We start from the raw sequence: 16159 nt of genomic DNA, 5'->3' as shown, positions 1-16159 counted from the left end.
GACCATTGTAGGGAGCTTGGGGGCAGCGGGCATTAGAGGAAAACCCGTGCCCAGAGCTCAGACCGCGAACGTGCAACCGATATGGATGCGCGAAAAGCTTCGTTGTGGTGTGGGAAGGCCTATCCAATACTAGGCTCCGCCCATGCTTTGGGCGCTTGCTGACTGTCCACCTTTGCGGAACGCCTGATGCCATCCAACGCCCTTTCTCCCAAATCGCGCCGACAGGCGTTGAAACAGCTTGCAGCGCTTGCCGCAATGGGCAGCACGGGCCTCGGTCTGGTGGGCTGCTCGCGTAGCGACGGGCCGCAGGATGCCAAGGTTGCCGGCGGCCCCGCCGTCATCAAGAAGGCGGGCGACAAGGTCACGTTCAAGTATCCCGATAACCCGGCTTTCGACCTGATCTACCTGGCCGACCAGCTCGGCTATTTCGATGGCACCAACACGCGGCCCAACTACATCGGCAAGGTGGCGGCGCCGCAAATCATTCCACTGGTGGGTACGGGCGAGATCGACTTCGGCTCGCGCATGGTGCCGCTGGTCATCTCCGCCTATGCCAGCGGCGCCGATATCAAGGTGGTGGCCGCCGGCGGCAAGACGCTGGAAGAGGCGCCGCACATGAAGTACTTCGTGCGCAAGGATTCGGGCATCCGCCAGCCCAAGGACCTGGAAGGCAAGACCATCGGTTTCAACAGCTTTGGCGCGTGCGCGGAGTTTGTGACCAAGACGTTTCTGCGACAGAAGGGCGTGGACGTCAACAAGATCAACTTCGTGGTCATTCCCGATGACCAGGCGGAGCAGACGCTGGTGTCGGGCAATACGGATCTGGCAATCATCCACGCGCCGTTTTCCGGCCGTGCCGATCACGCCAACAGCCTCGTGCGGTTGTGGAGCGATTACGACCTCGATGGTGGCCTGGGTGGCATGGCGCCGTACAGCGCGCACGGCAAGTTCATCCGCGAACAACCGGAAGCGGTGCGCGACGTGGTGACGGCGCTGGCCAAGGCGGGCAACTGGGTCAACGCCAACCCGGAAGACGCACGCAAGCTGGTCTCGCAGCGCATCAAGCTGGAGCTGCCGTTCGTCGATCGCTTTGCCTATGTGGATGACCTGGTCATCACCGAGCCGCCCATTCAGTACTACATCGACGTGCTGGAGCGCGAGGGCAAACTTGCCAAGGGCAAGGTGGCCGCACGCGACATCTACACCAACCAGTTCAATCCGTACGCCAAGGCCTGAAGGACACGACGATGAGCAGCAAGATCGTGGCCCGCGGCGTGCGCATGGATTACACCGTGCGCAACGATGCGGGACAGACAGAAGACGTGGCCGTCCTGCGGGATTTCGACCTGGATATTCGCGAGGGCGAGTTCTTGTCGGTGCTCGGGCCCTCCGGCTGCGGCAAGTCGACCTTCCTGAGCATCCTCGCGGGACTCACGGAGCGCACCGGCGGCAGCATCCGCATTGATGGCCAGGCGCTCACGGGCATCAACCCGCACCAAGGCGTGGTGTTCCAGGGGTATGCGCTGTTTCCGTGGCGCACGGTGCTGGAGAACATCGAAGTCGGTCTGGAGATTCGTGGCGTGTCCAAGGCGGAGCGCCGCCGCATTGCTCAGGAGCATCTGGAGCTGGTGGGCCTGACGGGTGCGAGCGCACGCTATCCGCATGAGATTTCGGGCGGGATGAAGCAGCGTGTGGCGATTGCGCGCTCGCTGGCCTACAAGCCCGACGTGCTGCTGATGGACGAACCGTTTGCCGCGCTGGATGCGCAGACGCGCGAGATCCTGCAGGGCGAGCTGCTGCGCATCTGGGAGCAGTATCGCAAGACCATCGTCTTCATCACGCACAGCCTGGACGAGGCCATCTTCCTGTCAGACCGCATTGCGGTGATGACGCGCCGCCCCGGCACCGTCAAGCAGATCCTGGAGGTGCCGCTGCCCCGTCCGCGCCTGCCGGAGCTGCGCAACTCCGAGGCCTTCGTCGCCTTGCGCCAGCAGGCGTGGGACATCCTCAAGGACGAAGTGCAGTTCGCCAATGCGAGTGCAGCACCCCGGCCACTGGGCGCCACCGCAGACCCGCGCGAGCGTGCCGAAGGTGAAGCTGTACACCGCACCACGCATCACGATGCTGCGGGGCTGGACGCCGTTGCGGAGGCCGCACGATGAGCACGCGCAAGCTTGCTGTCCGGCTGGGCGACCACGCATGGGGTTTGGCCGGTGTGGTGGGGTTCCTGCTGCTGTGGGAACTCGTGCCGCGCCTGGGCATTGTGAGTGATGCGTACCTGAGCCCGCCGTCGCAGGTGGCCGAGGCCATCTGGCAACTGGCGCATAGCGGAGCGCTGCTCAAGCATGTCGCCGCGAGCCTGCAGCGCTCACTGTGGGGGCTGCTGCTGGCCATCGGGCTCGGTGTGACGCTTGGCTTGCTGATGGGCTGGTTCACGCGCTTCGAGGCGATTGTCGATCCGATCCTCCAACTGTTCCGACAGACCTCGGCGTTTGCGCTGTTTCCGGTGTTCATTCTTTTTCTGGGCATTGGCGAACTGTCGAAGGTGGCGATCATCTTCTGGGCGTCGTTCTGGCCTGTGCTGCTGAGCACGCTCGGCGGCGTGCGTCAGATCGACAAGCTGCTGATCCACTCGGCCCGCTCGATGGGCGCATCGAACCTGTTCGTGTTCCGCAAGGTGGTGTTGCCTGCGGCTACGCCGTCGATCTTCACCGGCATCCGCCTCGCAGGCACGTATTGCGTGACCGCATTGGTGGCGGCAGAGATGATTGGTGCGCATTCCGGGCTGGGGTTCCTGACGCTGAATTCACAGGAGGTGTTCCAGATCCCGACGATGTATGCGGGCATCCTGCTGCTTGCCCTCCTGGGGCTGGCGTTGAACACCATCCTGGCGACGATCGAACGGCGCCTGACCCGCTGGCGCAAGGGGCTGACGCTCAATGCCTGAAGACGTACAGGCATTGCGGCGCCCCCTGTCGCCGCTCGCGCCGGTATGGCGCAAGCCACTGGCGGGGGCGCTGGGGATTGCCGTGGCGGGCGCGCTGGCATGGTTCGGTGCGTCTCACCTGGCCGCTTACGCACCGCACTGGCTCGAGCGTTGGCCGATCCCTGTACAGGCCTGGTTGGCCCACCATCAGCTGGAACCCGACTGGACGGCGTTGCCGCTCGGCCCCGTGTTGCGTGAAGCCCAACGTACCGGTGAACTGGCGGTGGCTGTGCGCGCCTATGCACGGCCCGCCCCACCGGGGGTACCGACCCCGCTTGAGCCCGACAACTTTGACGCCGAACTCGCGCGCACGCTGGCACAGCATCTGCAACTCAAGCTGCGGCTGGTCAACCTGTCGGCGGATGGCCACCTTCCCCGCGGTGCACGTGTCGACCTGATCCTGGCCGGAGCACAAGCGGAACCGGCAGGGTGGCAGACCGTGCCGACGGCGTACACCGGTGGACAGGGCGCGCTGGTGGTATTGCGCAATACCCCGTATCGCGCTGCCACAGATCTGCGCGCGCACACGGTCTGCGTTGCGCAGGGTAGCCCCTATGCGAACGGGTTGGTCGCGCGTTATGGGGCCGAGCCTCTCCTCTATCCCTCGGCGATTCGCGCCATCTGGGGGTTCCTCTCGGGCGATTGCCAGGCACTGGCTGACGATGCCCAGGTATTGCAGCGGCTCATGCAATTGCCCGAATGGCGCTTCTACCGCACGCTCGATAACGACATCGCGCCGGACAATGCCACCGCGCAGATCGCCTTGCGCGGCGATGATCCCGTCTCTGCAGATTACGTGGACCGTGCGGTGCGTTTCTGGAAGACCGGCGGTGCGCTGACGCATGCGCGTGAGCAGCGCGCCGGAGACATCGCCTTCGAGGTGGGCCAACTGCAGGATGGACTGGTCTGCCACAACTAGGGCGGCGGGGTCATCCGCAGCGCCAGTCAGTGGCGGTGATCAAACCGGCGCGCCAGCCGTTCGCCGCCCAGTTGCACGACCGTTACCAGTGCGATGAGGATCGCGATCACGTTGAACATGACCGCGGTTTCGTAGCGCTCGTAGCCATAGCGGATGGCCAAGTCGCCCAGGCCGCCGGCACCCACGGCACCGGCCATGGCCGATGCGCCAATCATGGCGATGACCGTGACGGTGGCCCCGCCGATGAGCGCAGGTAGCGCCTCCGGCAACAGCACGTGGCGCACGATGTGCCAGCGGCGGCAGCCCATGGCGCGTGCCGCTTCCACCAGACCGCGATCCACCTCATTGAGCCCGACCTGCGAGACGCGCGCAAAGAAAGGGATCAGGTGCGCGCTCAACGGCACCACGGCGGCCCAGGTGCCCATGGTTGTGCCGACAATGAGGCGGGTGACGGGCAGCATCGCCACCAGCAGGATGATGAAGGGGATTGAGCGGAAGGTATTGACCAGCACCGATAGCACGCGGTGCAGGCGCGGCCGGGGCCGCAGGCCGCCCGGCGCTGACGTGGTGAGTACGATGGCCAGCGCCAGCCCGACGATGAACACCACCAGGCATGCGCTGCTGACCATCAACAGCGTTTCGCCGAATGCGCGTGTGTATTTTTCAAGCATGGGCGTAAGCGCGATCCAACGGATCGGCCAGGTCGGCCAAATAGGCGGCAGTGGGTTTGGCGGGCGTAATGCTCGAACGCTGGCCCGAGCGCTGGCGCAGCGGACGCAGCAGCGCCAGCGTGGCTTCCGCATGCGGATCGGCAAACACCTGGCCGACCGTGCCGTGCTCCACCACGCGGCCGTGATCGAGCACCAGCACACGATCGCACGCATCGCGGATCACCGCCATGTCATGCGTGACCAGCACCACGGTCAGCCCCAGGCGACGGTTGATGTCGCCCAGCAGCGCGAGAATCTGTTCGGTGGTTTCGGGGTCCAGCGCGGAGGTGGCCTCGTCACACAGCAGGATCTCTGGCCGATGCACCAGCGCACGGGCAATGCCGACGCGCTGCTTTTGCCCGCCCGACAGCTTGGCCGGATACACGTGTGCCTTCTCCGACAGGCCGACCAGTTCGAGCAGCTCCGTCACGCGCGATGCGATGGCTTCTCGCGGCACACCTGCCACGCGAAGGGGCAGCGCAACGTTCTCGAACACGGTCTTGGCCGACAGCAGGTTGAAGTGCTGGAAGATCATGCCGACCCGGCGGCGCAGTGCGACCAGGCCATCTTCGTCCAGCAAGCCGACATCCACGTCATCGATGCGGACCGTGCCCGCATCGGGGCGCTCCAGCATGTTGATCGTGCGCAGCAGCGTGGACTTGCCCGCGCCGCTGCGGCCGATGATGCCGAACACCTCGCCGCGCGCGATGCTGAATGAGATGGCGTCCAGCGCCAGCGCGCTTGCGCCGGGGTACGTCTTGCTGACGCGCTCGAAAGTGATATGGGGCGCAGGGCTTGGTATGGCGCTGAGGTGGGACACGATCGGTTGCCTCAGAACGCGGGGATCACCGAGCCCTGGTACTTGCTCAGGATGAACTGGCGCACCTCTTCAGACTGATACGCCTTCACCAGTGGCGCCACCCACGGCGCGCTCTTGTCCTGCTCGCGCACCACGATGACGTTGACGTACGGGTTGCGTTCCTTCTTCTCCACCGCAATGCCATCGCGTGTGGCAATCAGCCCGGCCTGGTAGGCGAATGTGTTGACGATGGCCGCTGTGTCCACATCAGGCAGCGAGCGCGCCAGCACCACCGAGGCACTCTCCACCCACTCCAGTTTTTTCGGATTGGCCGTCACGTCAGCCAGCGTGGCGGTGCCCGTAAAGGGATCGAAGCCATCACGCAGTTTGATCAGACCGTGGTCACGCAGGATGACGAGTGCGCGCGTCTGGTTGCTCGGGTCGTTGGGCAGGCCGATGCGGGCACCGGCGGGCAAGGCTTCGAGCGACTTGTATTTGCGCGAATAGAAGGCGATGGGCGAGATGAGCGTGTTGCCCACCGTCACCAGCTTGTAGCCACGCTGCTTGATCTGGTCGCGCAGGAAGGGAATGTGCTGGAACGCGTTGGCGTCGAGATCGCCGTTATTGAGTGCCTCGTTCGGGCTGGCGGTGCCGGTGATGACAATGGGCTGGACCTTCAGGCCCTGCTTTTCGGCCACGCGGGTCACCACCTCCCAGATTTCCTCATCAACGCCGCCGCGCACGCCCACCTTGATCGGTTTGTCGGCGGCGAATACCGAGCCAGTGCACACGGTCAGGGCCGTCGTGGCAGCCAACAGGGCACGGAAGAAGGGGCGTCGTTTCATCGGTATAGGCTCGCATGTTGTGAAGGCGTTGCGCCAGTCTAGAAGCGGCGTACCTTGCTGGTCCACGAACAAAACCGAAGTAGCAAATTCGCAGCGCATGCGCCGGCGCTGCTGTCTTGATTCCGCATATCGAAGCAACGATTGCTTCGTTGGAGCAGCATGGCGTGGCCGGTATGGTGAGCGCTTGTCCAAAAAGCGGAGACCCCTCGTGAGCGACACGCAGGTACCGCGGCAACTGCACCTGAACGTCAACATCCTGCACTCGGGGTTTGTGCCATCCGCCTGGCGATTGGCAGAGAGCGACCCACACGCCTTCGTTGACGTGCAGCACTACGTGAACGTCGCGCGAATTGCCGAGTCTGCCAAGTTAGATGCGGTGTTCCTGGCCGACAACGCAGCCATCGTGGACCAGATTCACTTTCGGCCGATTACGGCGCTGGAACCGACGGTGCTGCTTGCCAGCATTGCGGCGGCCACCACGCATATCGGCCTGATCGGCACCGCCTCCACCAGCTACAACGAGCCGTACAACATCGCCCGGCGCTTTGCCACGCTTGATCATGTGAGCGGTGGCCGCGCGGGGTGGAATGTCGTCACCACGGCCGATTTGCCGTCGGCGCGCAACTTTGGCCGCGATGCGGTGCCCGAGCACGCCGAGCGCTACGCGCGTGCCGATGAGTTCACCAGCGTGGTCAAGGCGCTCTGGAACAGTTGGGAAGACGACGCGTTTATCGGCGACAAGGCCAGCGGAAGTTTTGTTGATACGAACAAGGTGCAGCCCATTGCGCATCGCGGCGAGTTCTTCCGCGTGCAGGGGCCGCTGAATCTGCCGCGCTCGCCGCAAGGGCACGCCGTGCTCGTGCAGGCGGGTGGCTCTGCCGATGGCCGCGAGCTGGCCGCACGCCATGCCGAGGCGGTGTTCTCGGCATCGCAAGGGTTTGAAGAAGCGTTGGCCTATGCACGCGGGCTCAAGGTACGTGCGCAGGCGCTGGGGCGCGGGCCCGAGGCCATCCGCGTGTTGCCGGGCCTGACGACCATCATCGGGGCCACGCAAGCGCAGGCGCGTGCCCGGCGCGATGAACTGGTCGACCTGATCCCATGGGATTACAGCCTGACGCGGCTGGCCGGCACGCTCGGTGTGCCGGTCGAGCGCTTGCAGCTCGATGCGCGTCTGCCGGACGACTTGCCGTTGCCCAACAACGGCAATGGCAATCACACGTTCTTCAACGCCACGCTGGCGTTGGCGCGCAAACAGCAACTGACGGTGCGCGCGCTGATCCGCGAGCTGGCCGGTGGCGGCGGGCACCGGGTGCTGGTGGGCACGCCCGAACAGATTGCCGACGACATCGAGCACTGGTTCCGCCATGGCGCGGCCGACGGCTTCAACCTCATGCCCGATGTGTTGCCCGGCGGGCTGCAGGACTTTGTCGACGGCGTTGTGCCCATCCTGCAGCGGCGCGGACTGTTCCGTACCGAATACGCGGGCCACACCTTGCGGGAGCATTTCGGTTTGGCGCGGCCTGCTCTCGACGCTACCAATCGCGCGGCTGCATAGCCGCTTTCATCGTATTGATCTTCATGAACAAGCCACGCGATCTTCATTTCCCCAACCGGTTGCAGGATGCCCTGGCCGCGTTGCCCGCCCTGGCCGAACGCATCGGGGCGGATGCCGCCGCGCGCGAAGCCCGGCGTGTGCTGCCGTACGAGGGCTTTGCACACTTTCGCGCGTCCGGTCTGGGGCTGCTGCGCATTCCTGTGGAGTGGGGCGGCCTGGGTGGCTCGCTGGTCGACCTGTTTGAGACCATCAGCACGCTGGCCGCCCATGAGTCGAATGTCGCGCACGCGCTGCGCATTCACTACGACCTGACCGAGGTGATCCGTCTGTCGCCGCTCGATGCGTTTCACCAGACGCAGTTGGATCGGCTGCTGGAAGGAGCGCTCTTCGGCGGCGGCTCCACCGAGCGCGGCACATCGCGCCCGGGTGAAGTTACCACCACGCTGCAACGCGATGGCGCCGACTATCGCCTGACCGGCCGCAAGTACTACACCACCGGCACGGCGTTCGCCGACTACGGCCGCTTCAACGTCAACGATGAGACGGGCGACAACGTGCAGATCATCATTCCGGTCGCGCGCGAGGGCGTGCAGGTGATCGACGACTGGGACGGCATGGGACAGCGCATGACGGCCAGCGGCAGCATCGTGTTCGAGCACGTGCAGGTGCGCGCCGACGAAGTGGCGTCACGCGTCAGCAGCTCGCTGGTGGGGCGCCATACGGGTGCACTGCGCCAGTTGCATCTGGTGGCCGTGGCGGCAGGCATCGTGCGTAATGTGGCGGCCGATGCGCGGCGATACGTGGTCAACCATGGGCGGCCGGTGTTGCACAGCCCGGCGCCTTCCGCGCGGGAGGACCACTTCATCCAGCAGGTGGTGGGCGACATCGCCGCGCACGGCCATGCCATCGATGCTCTGGTGCGTGAAAACGCGCGCGTGCTGGATCGATCTGCGGACGCCATCCGCGATCAGAGGGCTGATGCCGACGACCTCGTGCTGGAAGGCGCCCTCGCGACTGCACAAACACAACTGGTGGTAAGCAAGCTGGCGTTGCATGCCGCGCAGCAGTTGTTTGAAGCGGGCGGGGCTTCCATGACGGCGCGCACGCACAACTTTGACCGCCACTGGCGCAACCTGCGCACGATCTTCAGCCACAACCCGCTGCTGCATAAGGCGCGCGTGGTGGGGGCGTATCACCTGAACGGCGAAACGCAGCACCTGAAGGAAGGTCGCGTTTTCTGACACCCATATCGACGGCGGGGCAGCGGCGGGTGGCGTCAGTACGCGCCAGTCAGGCAGCCGGCCGCTCGCCCATCGCGCGCAGAAAGGATTGCTGCGCGGCCAACAGTTCTGAATAACTGAGCACACGGTAGTCCAGCGCATGGGCGCGGGCGATTTCCGCCACGCGCGCGGCCAGCGCCGGATAGTGCCGGTGGCTGTAGGTCGGAAAGAGGTGGTGTGTCAGGTGCCAATTCAGGCCGCCGAGCCAGTAGCCGATCCATGCGGAACGCGGCTGCCAGTCGCACGCCGTGTGAAACGCGTGCTCGTGCCACGTATGCGGCAACTGGCCGGATTCGGGCGGCAGGTAGAACGTCACGTCTGCCCAGTGCGTGCCCAGAATCAGCGCCACCAGCACGCACGACGCCAGCATCTGTCCGACAAAGTAGCCGAACGCGACCCAGCCCCACCCAAGGCCAAGCCGGTGTGCTACCCACGCCGGCACCGCGACCGCAAGGGCAAAGTGGGCCGACTTGGCGGCCAGGAAGGTCAGCCAGCCGCGCACACCGGGCAGCACGCGATCTGCCTTGAGCGGCGTGATGCCGAATCGATCTGACCAGTCGTAGACCCAGTTGATATACGGCAACGACAGCGCGGCGATCAGCGGCCAGTAGCGATGCTGGTAGCGGAACTGCGGATACCACGGCTGAAACGGCGTCTGCCGCAGAAAGCGGTTGGCCGCGGTGTCCAGGTCGTAGTGCTCCACGTTGGCGTGGGCGTGGTGGTAGTGCACGTGGCGCACCGCCCAGTACGTCGGCTCGATACCGAGCGGGATGGCGGCCACGCGGGTCATGAGGCTGTCCAGCCACGACCACGGGGAGAGCGCCCGATGCGCGCCGTCATGCAACACGTTCACCGCGATCAGCATCGCGATGAATGGGAACGCCAGATACGCGAGCACAAACACCACTGCATTCGTAGCCGTCACCATGGCGGCATACAGCAGCGCCGTCGCTGCAACGAGACACGCGCCCTTCGCGATGAGGCCAACGTCTGCAAAGCGATGATCGCCTTGCGCCTGCAGATGGTCATACGCGGCACGGCGCAAGTCATCTGCCAACGACGACGACCGCGGCGAGGCGTAGCGCAGCTTAGGGAGCTTAGGGAGATTCGGCATGTGTCGACGAAGAGAATGGCGACCCGGCACGCAGCGCATGCCACAGCCCGCAGACCACGCCATGCAGCCCCAGTGCAGCGGCCAGTGTGTCGGACAGCGCGTCGCCCGCGCCGCATGCACCGATCATCAGCACCGGCAACGCAAGCGCCAGCAGCGGCCAGAGCCACCGGCCCCAGGCACGCCCATCCGACAACCCGCCGAGCGCCAGCGTCAGCAGCAGGATCAGTGCGAACCACAGCGTCTGCCAATGCCCCGGCCACAGGCCATCAGTGCGCACGTAGTCGATCACCACGCCAAACAGCAGCACGCCGCCGGTTGCGATCCAGCCAGCCGGCGTTGCATGGGTATCGCGTTGCAGTTGCGGTGTGCGCAAGCCCAGCCATTGCAGTGCGGGCACGACGTTGGCCCAGAAGGGGTTGTCGCTGTGCGTGGGTTGGTGCACGCCGTAGCGGATGGGCACGTCAGGCAGCGCACGCTGATACGTGCCGAACAGCTTGTCCCATAGCAGCAGCGTGCCGCCGAAGTTGCGGTCGATGTATTCCGGATTGCAGCCGTGGTGCACGCGGTGGTTGGCAGGCGTGACCATGAAACGGTCCAGCACGCCCGAGCGGCCAACCAAGCCACAGTGGTTGTAGAACTGCACCGAGTAATGCAGGCCGGACACGGCCACGAACATCTCCGGTGTCACGCCCAGCAGTGCCAGCGGCACGAAGAACGGCAGCGACGTCAGCGACGACAGCCACGCGTTGCGGACACCGAGCGACAGGTTGAAATGCTCGCCTTCGTGATGCACCGCGTGGATCGCCCACAGAAAGCCCAGCTTGTGGTGCGTGCGGTGCAGCCAGTAGAAGCCCAGATCCCACGCCAAAAACGCGAAGGCCCAGCCCGCAGCCGGGTGCCAGCTGTCCACCCAATGCAGGCTGGCATGGGTGGCCAGCCACGTGAAGCCCGCCACCTCAACACCGCGGCACAGCCACATCAGCACGTGGCCCGAGTTCAGGTTGAGGATGACGTCGCGCCACGGCAGCGGCTGGCCGCGCCACCATTTGAGCGCGGCAAGTTCGAGCAGCACGCAGCCCAGCATCAGGGCGAGCGGCAAGGCAAATGCATTCATGTCGATACCGGTTGAATCGAGAGCGTTGACGCGCGTCGCGCCAACCAAAGACGAACGGCCACGCCGCACAGCACACCCACCGCGACACCCGCAGACAGGTCCAGCGCGACATGGCGGCGCGTCTGGATCGTGGCGTACAAGATGCCAAGCCCCCATGCCGCCATGACGAACGTGCGAATGGGCTTGCGTGCCTCGGCCAGCGCCCACACCGAGAGCAGCGTGAGCGCCCCATGCAGCGAGGGTAGGCAGTTCTGGCTGGAGTCGAAGGTGATGAGCATGCGCTGCACGCTGGCCGGCAAGGACGCATCGGTCAGTGGCGGATAGTGCAGCGTGGTGGGCCACAGCAGGAACACCGCGCCGCTCACCAGTGCGCTTGTCTGCATGGCGCGTTCCAGCCAGCGCAGGCGCGACGCGTCCGCCAGCAGATACGCCAGCGGAATCAGCGCGAAGAACGACACGTATAGCCAGATGCCCGATGTGCTGAACGGAATGGCGCGGTCCAGTGCGGTCTCCGGCACGACCGTGCCTGCACCCTGCAGCACGCCGCAAGTGCCATAGACGAGGCCGACCGAGCACCAGCCCAACGCCAGATGACGCAGTCGCATGGCGAGCGGGCTCATCGTGCCGCTCCCGCTGCAGCGAGCCGAACGATGCGGCGGCGCTTGGTGGTGAAATCGGTAGCGATGCGTGCGGGCGCTGCGTGCCAGGTCACGCGCGATGTATCGACGCCCTGGCGAGCAAAGACATCGGCCAGATGCGCCTGGCATGCGCTCGCAATGTTGGCGTCGACCGGTTGGATGGAGAGCGCCAGCGTGTGCGCATCGGTCTGCACGAGGCGGTAGTCGGCATGCAGCGGTAGTGCTTGGGCCAGCGCGCGCGAGCACACGTCGGCAAACAGCGTGACCGTGCCACCGCCCAGCGCGGGCAGGACGAGCGTGTCGTCGCAGCGGCCCTCGATGCGGTCGATGGCCATGGCCGGGTTGCCGCAGGGGCAGGGTCCGAGCGCGGGGTCGCGGCGGATGAGAATGTCGTCCAGCCGGTAGCGCACGATGGGCTGCGTGCTGCGCGTGAAATCCGTGACGAGCGGAACGAAGCGGCGTGCATCCAGCCATTGCGGCTCGATGTGCACGTGCGCCTCGTTCAGATGCAGCGTGCCGTGCGGGCAGGTCGCGCCCAGAAAGCCTTCGGTGGCCTGGTAGACCTCGCCGACATGGCCGAAGGCTTGCACGAGCAACGCGCGATCCATCGACTCCAGCACTTCGGCGCCGGAGAGCACCTGCACCGGCGCAATGTCGAGCCGGCCGGCCAGCTTTTCCATCGCCAGCGCGCGCAACACCTGCGCGGGCCCCACGATGATGGTCGGCTGCAAGGCCTCAAGCGGCGCGCGGTGCGAGTCGAACGGCGCGAATAGATCGAAGAACGAGAACGTCAGCCACGGATTGCGCACCGCCGTGTACAGGTTGCTGTTCGCACGCAGGAACAGCGCGACGCGCTCGCCATGCAGCAGGCCGCGCGGCAGCAGCTTGGCGAGCAGGATGCCGGCCCATTGCGCGCGTTCAGCGGGGCTGACAACGAACACGCCACGCCCGCCCGATGTGCCGGACGACAGGCCCACCGAGTACGCCCCGACCATCGGCCGGAAATCGCGCGATTGTTCCGCGCGCTGCGCGCAGGCGAGTACGTCGTCCAAGCGCAGGCCGGCGGTGTTCATGGCATCGAAGTTGGCCATCATCGTGGCCTTGTCCATCAATGGCCATTCGTGCATCGGCTTGGATGCAAACGGACGGAAGTACGGGCTGCGCGTGAGCACGCGCTGCGTGAAGTGCGCGATCTGACGCTGCTGATGCGCTTCCAATGCGGCACGGTTGGGCAGCCGCAACCGGCGCGTGTGCCAGTACGACCACAGCAGGCGATGCGGGGCCGTCACAGCGCCCCCTCATGCGTGAGCAGGATGCGCACGTGGCCGCCTGCATCCAGCGCGTGCAGCTTGCGCAGCGTGTCGAAGTATGCGTGGCGATCTTCCATGATGGAGTACGCCAGTACCGACGGCCCACGCAGTTCGCGATAGCTCAGTGGTGACCATGCGGCATCGGCAGCCAGCAGTACCCAGCCTTCGTGGGTGCGCACGAAGGCGCCCAGGTGGCCGGCGGCATGGCCGGGCAGCGGCACCAGCAACACATCGCCCTTGCTGTCGGGCAGTGCCCATGCGGACGTGAACGGCGCGAGCTCGGGCGGCAATGCCACCTGCTCGAACTGTTCGACAAAGCGCGTGCGCGTCTCAAAATCTTCGGGAATCAGCCCCGGCACGAAGGCGCGCCGCAACGCCGACACGCCACGCAGTGCGCGCAGGTGCCTCCATCCCTCACCTGAGCAGATGACCGGCACATCGGGGAAGTCGCGCAGACCGGCCACGTGGTCACCGTGGAAGTGCGAAACGATCAGCCCATCCAGATCGGCCGGTCGCACGCCCTGCTGCGCAAGCTGTGCGGCCACGGACTCCGATGTATCGAAGTACACCGGCGTGACCTTGCGGTAGATCGCAAACAGCCCACTGCGTGTGTGGTCATGAAAGTGCGAGGCGTAACCCGTGTCCCACAACCAGCGGCGGCCGGCGGCTTCGATCAGCCATGCGCGTGCAGGAAACGCACAGGTGCGCAGGCCCGCGCCTCGCAGCGCCACGCATGCCGTGTGCGTGCAATAGCCGGCTTCAAAGACGGTCAACGTTGCCATGTTCGCGTAACCAATGGGCTGTGCGGCGGATGCCCTCAGCCATGTCGATGGGCGGCACGTAGCCGAGTTCGATGCGCGCGCGGTCGTTGGCGAGCGTCATGTCGTAGTGCAGGGCGGCGGCGCTGTAGCGCGTGAGCAGTGGCTCGCGGTGCGTGATGGCACTGGCGGCTTCCATTGCGCGCGCCGCCAGTGCCATGGCCGGATAGGGCACGGCGCGGATGCGGTAACGCAGTCCGAGCTGCTTGCCCAGCAGCTGGTCGAGCAGGTCGCGCAGCGTGGCGGGCGCGTGGTTGGTGATGTTGTAGGCGGCACCGGAGGGCACGTCTGCCGTGGTGGCGCACTGCATGGCATGCACGACGTTTTCCAGATACGTGAGGTCCATGCGCGCCGCGCCGCCACGGGGCAACGGCAGGACGCCGCCGCGCAGCTTCAGCAGATGCAGGATGCGAGGCAGCACCACGCGGTCATGGGGCCCAAACAACCCGCGCGGGCGCAGGATGACGAAGCGTGTGGCGTGCTGGTGCCGTACCTGCCGCTGGATGGCGTCTTCGGCCAGCATCTTGGTCGCCGCGTAGTGGTTCGCAAAGCGCGCGGGGCGATGGGCCTCGGGCAGGTCGGCGTGATGCTGGTAGTCGAAATAGATCGACGGCGTGGAGATATGCACGAAGCGCCGGACACCACGTTTGACGGCACCTTCGGCCAGCACGGCGGTGGCTTGCACATTGGCCGTATAGAAGCGGTCATAGGCGCCCCATGGCGATGACAACGCGGCGCAATGCCACACCGTATCGACGCCATCGAGCAGCGCACCGAGCGTGGCCGGCGTCAGGTGTGAGAGATCCGCCGGCACATAGTCCGCGCCACGGGCGATGAAGGCCTCGCGTTGCGAGGCATCGCGCCCGGTAGCACGCACGCGCGCGCCTTGTGCCAGCAGTGCATCGACGGCGTTGCGGCCCAGGCCACCCGTCGCGCCGGTCACTAGCGTTGTCATAGTGTCAGCACCATGCCGCCAAGCGTCAGGCCCGCCGCCGTGCCCACCAGCAAGACCGGTTTGCCCGGCTCGATGCGGTGATTCACCACCGCTTCATGCAGCGCGGTCGGAATCGATGCGGCCACCTGGTTGCCATGCTGCGCGTAGATGTCGACCAAGCTGGCTTCGGGCACGCCCAACCGTTTGCGCAGATGCTGCATGCCAAGGTGGCTTGCTTGGTGCGGCACGACGACGTGCATGTCGCGGAGCGTGTAGCGGCTGTCCGCAAACAGGCGATTGAGAAACCCGTCCATCAATTGCGACGCGAGCTTGAACACACGCTTGCCGTCCATGTGGAACAGGTAGTCGGTCGGCTGTGCACCGGTGCGCGGGTTGCGGCGCGTGCCACCGGCGCGGATTTCGCAGAAAGTTTTGCCCGCGGGATACGTCTCCATGCGGTAGGCGTGAATGCCCGCGCCAGATACCGCCGGCGCCGCTTCCACGATGACCGCGGCCGCACCGTCGCCGAAGATCAACGCGGTCTCGGCATCATCCCAGTTGATGCCGCGCGAGGCGAGGTCGGATGCCACCACCGCAATGCGCTTGTATGCGCCCGTGGTGAGCAGGCTGGCGGCCACATGCAGCGCAGTCAGAAAGCTCAGGCAACTGGCGTTGACGTCAAACGCGGGCGTGCCAGCAGGCAGCCCGGCATGCTCCAGGATGCGCGTGGCCGTATTGGGTAGCGCCTGTTCCTGCACGCCCGAAGCGGAGATCAGCAAATCGATGGACGCAGCGGGCACATCGGCACGGCGCAGCGCATCGCGCACGGCGGCACCGGCGAGTTCCGATTGGTGCTCGGTCAGCGTGGCATGGTGGCGGACGTCGATACCGGATTTCTTGCGCACGTAGCCTGCGGCATGACCGAGGCGGGTGTCGAGTTCCGCAGACGTGATCCGTTGCTCCGGCAGCGCCTTGCCGGTGGAAAGCAGATGAATCGGCAGCATAGATGCAGGCACACACGGCGTGCGTTGCCCAGTTCCCTCTTCCGGCTGCAGGCGGCGCGGTGCGCACGCCGCAGCGTAATGATCTTGTCTTGTTGTGCCGCGATTCTAGCGGGTACGGTCGGTTGCGCCGGAT

At 65.6% G+C, this 16159-nt stretch carries 16 protein-coding genes; 6 read left to right on the top strand and 10 right to left on the bottom strand.

Features of this window, described 5'->3' with window-relative positions; all coding sequences use genetic code 11:
- Window positions 1-186 precede the first annotated feature (186 nt).
- Genes ACS7SF_RS20840 through ACS7SF_RS20825 form a run of 4 tightly spaced genes read left to right on the top strand, consistent with a single transcriptional unit; the run spans window position 187 to window position 3905 of the window.
- Window positions 187-1236 carry an ABC transporter substrate-binding protein gene (locus ACS7SF_RS20840; protein WP_439894027.1) on the top strand — a complete coding sequence of 350 codons (1050 nt, stop codon included), beginning with the start codon at window positions 187-189 and terminating at the stop codon, window positions 1234-1236.
- 11 nt (window positions 1237-1247) lie between these two features.
- Entirely contained in the window at window positions 1248-2162 is a 915-nt protein-coding gene (locus ACS7SF_RS20835) for an ABC transporter ATP-binding protein (protein WP_439894026.1), read from the top strand.
- Window positions 2159-2947, top strand: coding sequence for an ABC transporter permease (locus ACS7SF_RS20830; RefSeq protein WP_439894025.1), 789 nt, complete (start codon window positions 2159-2161; stop codon window positions 2945-2947). The genes ACS7SF_RS20835 and ACS7SF_RS20830 overlap by 4 nt, the downstream gene beginning before the upstream one ends.
- A complete protein-coding gene (locus ACS7SF_RS20825; protein ID WP_439894024.1) occupies window positions 2940-3905 on the top strand; it encodes a substrate-binding periplasmic protein in 966 nt (321 codons plus the stop codon). The genes ACS7SF_RS20830 and ACS7SF_RS20825 overlap by 8 nt, the downstream gene beginning before the upstream one ends.
- 26 nt (window positions 3906-3931) lie before the next feature.
- Here the strand turns inward: ACS7SF_RS20825 and ACS7SF_RS20820 are convergent, their stop codons facing one another.
- From ACS7SF_RS20820 to ACS7SF_RS20810, 3 genes are read right to left on the bottom strand one after another with little or no spacing between them, the layout of a single operon-like run.
- The gene (locus ACS7SF_RS20820) at window positions 3932-4576 is read right to left on the bottom strand and encodes a methionine ABC transporter permease (protein ID WP_439894023.1); all 645 of its coding nucleotides are present in this window, start codon (window positions 4574-4576) and stop codon (window positions 3932-3934) included.
- Window positions 4569-5450, bottom strand: a complete 882-nt coding sequence (locus ACS7SF_RS20815) for a methionine ABC transporter ATP-binding protein (RefSeq protein WP_439894445.1) — start codon at window positions 5448-5450, stop codon at window positions 4569-4571. The genes ACS7SF_RS20820 and ACS7SF_RS20815 overlap by 8 nt, the downstream gene beginning before the upstream one ends.
- Window positions 5447-6259: a MetQ/NlpA family ABC transporter substrate-binding protein gene (locus ACS7SF_RS20810; protein ID WP_439894022.1), complete on the bottom strand. Its 813-nt coding sequence runs from the start codon at window positions 6257-6259 to the stop codon at window positions 5447-5449. Before ACS7SF_RS20810 ends, ACS7SF_RS20815 begins: the two co-directional genes overlap by 4 nt.
- Window positions 6260-6467: 208 nt before the next feature.
- On the opposite strand from ACS7SF_RS20810, the gene ACS7SF_RS20805 reads away from it, so the two are divergent.
- Together ACS7SF_RS20805 and ACS7SF_RS20800 are read left to right on the top strand one after the other, a co-directional pair.
- A complete protein-coding gene (locus ACS7SF_RS20805; protein WP_439894021.1) occupies window positions 6468-7814 on the top strand; it encodes an LLM class flavin-dependent oxidoreductase in 1347 nt (448 codons plus the stop codon).
- A 23-nt stretch (window positions 7815-7837) separates the two neighbouring features.
- Window positions 7838-9055: an acyl-CoA dehydrogenase family protein gene (locus ACS7SF_RS20800; protein WP_439894020.1), complete on the top strand. Its 1218-nt coding sequence runs from the start codon at window positions 7838-7840 to the stop codon at window positions 9053-9055.
- A gap of 49 nt (window positions 9056-9104) precedes the next feature.
- Here the strand turns inward: ACS7SF_RS20800 and ACS7SF_RS20795 are convergent, their stop codons facing one another.
- The 7 genes from ACS7SF_RS20795 to ACS7SF_RS20765 are packed head-to-tail and all read right to left on the bottom strand — an operon-like array spanning window position 9105 to window position 16026.
- Window positions 9105-10208 (bottom strand): acyl-CoA desaturase, encoded by a 1104-nt coding sequence (locus ACS7SF_RS20795; RefSeq protein ID WP_439894019.1) that lies wholly within the window; start codon window positions 10206-10208, stop codon window positions 9105-9107.
- Window positions 10192-11322 (bottom strand): sterol desaturase family protein, encoded by a 1131-nt coding sequence (locus tag ACS7SF_RS20790; protein WP_439894018.1) that lies wholly within the window; start codon window positions 11320-11322, stop codon window positions 10192-10194. Before ACS7SF_RS20790 ends, ACS7SF_RS20795 begins: the two co-directional genes overlap by 17 nt.
- A complete protein-coding gene (locus ACS7SF_RS20785; protein ID WP_439894017.1) occupies window positions 11319-11942 on the bottom strand; it encodes a phosphatase PAP2 family protein in 624 nt (207 codons plus the stop codon). Before ACS7SF_RS20785 ends, ACS7SF_RS20790 begins: the two co-directional genes overlap by 4 nt.
- Complete coding sequence (locus ACS7SF_RS20780; RefSeq protein ID WP_439894016.1) at window positions 11939-13249, bottom strand: F390 synthetase-related protein; 1311 nt, start codon at window positions 13247-13249, stop codon at window positions 11939-11941. The genes ACS7SF_RS20785 and ACS7SF_RS20780 overlap by 4 nt, the downstream gene beginning before the upstream one ends.
- Window positions 13246-14052 carry an MBL fold metallo-hydrolase gene (locus ACS7SF_RS20775; RefSeq protein WP_439894015.1) on the bottom strand — a complete coding sequence of 269 codons (807 nt, stop codon included), beginning with the start codon at window positions 14050-14052 and terminating at the stop codon, window positions 13246-13248. The genes ACS7SF_RS20780 and ACS7SF_RS20775 overlap by 4 nt, the downstream gene beginning before the upstream one ends.
- Window positions 14030-15043 carry an NAD-dependent epimerase/dehydratase family protein gene (locus ACS7SF_RS20770; RefSeq protein ID WP_439894014.1) on the bottom strand — a complete coding sequence of 338 codons (1014 nt, stop codon included), beginning with the start codon at window positions 15041-15043 and terminating at the stop codon, window positions 14030-14032. Before ACS7SF_RS20770 ends, ACS7SF_RS20775 begins: the two co-directional genes overlap by 23 nt.
- Entirely contained in the window at window positions 15040-16026 is a 987-nt protein-coding gene (locus ACS7SF_RS20765; RefSeq protein ID WP_439894013.1) for a 3-oxoacyl-[acyl-carrier-protein] synthase III C-terminal domain-containing protein, read from the bottom strand. The genes ACS7SF_RS20770 and ACS7SF_RS20765 overlap by 4 nt, the downstream gene beginning before the upstream one ends.
- Window positions 16027-16159 lie beyond the last annotated feature (133 nt).

Origin of the sequence: Ralstonia sp. 25C, from assembly GCF_051904805.1 — a bacterium.
Lineage (GTDB): Bacteria > Pseudomonadota > Gammaproteobacteria > Burkholderiales > Burkholderiaceae > Ralstonia.
Note: the sequence above shows the minus strand (reverse complement) of the source record. Positions and strands in the feature narration are given on the sequence as shown.

Excerpts from the sequence above, each read along its gene's own strand:
- ACS7SF_RS20840 (WP_439894027.1), top strand. The coding sequence starts at position 187 with ATGCCATCCAACGCCCTTTCTCCCAAATCGCGCCGACAGGCGTTGAAA.
- ACS7SF_RS20835 (WP_439894026.1), top strand. The coding sequence starts at position 1,248 with ATGAGCAGCAAGATCGTGGCCCGCGGCGTGCGCATGGATTACACCGTG.
- ACS7SF_RS20830 (WP_439894025.1), top strand. The coding sequence starts at position 2,159 with ATGAGCACGCGCAAGCTTGCTGTCCGGCTGGGCGACCACGCATGGGGT.
- ACS7SF_RS20825 (WP_439894024.1), top strand. The coding sequence starts at position 2,940 with ATGCCTGAAGACGTACAGGCATTGCGGCGCCCCCTGTCGCCGCTCGCG.
- ACS7SF_RS20820 (WP_439894023.1), bottom strand. The coding sequence starts at position 4,576 with ATGCTTGAAAAATACACACGCGCATTCGGCGAAACGCTGTTGATGGTC.
- ACS7SF_RS20810 (WP_439894022.1), bottom strand. The coding sequence starts at position 6,259 with ATGAAACGACGCCCCTTCTTCCGTGCCCTGTTGGCTGCCACGACGGCC.
- ACS7SF_RS20800 (WP_439894020.1), top strand. The coding sequence starts at position 7,838 with ATGAACAAGCCACGCGATCTTCATTTCCCCAACCGGTTGCAGGATGCC.
- ACS7SF_RS20795 (WP_439894019.1), bottom strand. The coding sequence starts at position 10,208 with ATGCCGAATCTCCCTAAGCTCCCTAAGCTGCGCTACGCCTCGCCGCGG.
- ACS7SF_RS20790 (WP_439894018.1), bottom strand. The coding sequence starts at position 11,322 with ATGAATGCATTTGCCTTGCCGCTCGCCCTGATGCTGGGCTGCGTGCTG.
- ACS7SF_RS20785 (WP_439894017.1), bottom strand. The coding sequence starts at position 11,942 with ATGAGCCCGCTCGCCATGCGACTGCGTCATCTGGCGTTGGGCTGGTGC.
- ACS7SF_RS20775 (WP_439894015.1), bottom strand. The coding sequence starts at position 14,052 with ATGGCAACGTTGACCGTCTTTGAAGCCGGCTATTGCACGCACACGGCA.
- ACS7SF_RS20770 (WP_439894014.1), bottom strand. The coding sequence starts at position 15,043 with ATGACAACGCTAGTGACCGGCGCGACGGGTGGCCTGGGCCGCAACGCC.
- ACS7SF_RS20765 (WP_439894013.1), bottom strand. The coding sequence starts at position 16,026 with ATGCTGCCGATTCATCTGCTTTCCACCGGCAAGGCGCTGCCGGAGCAA.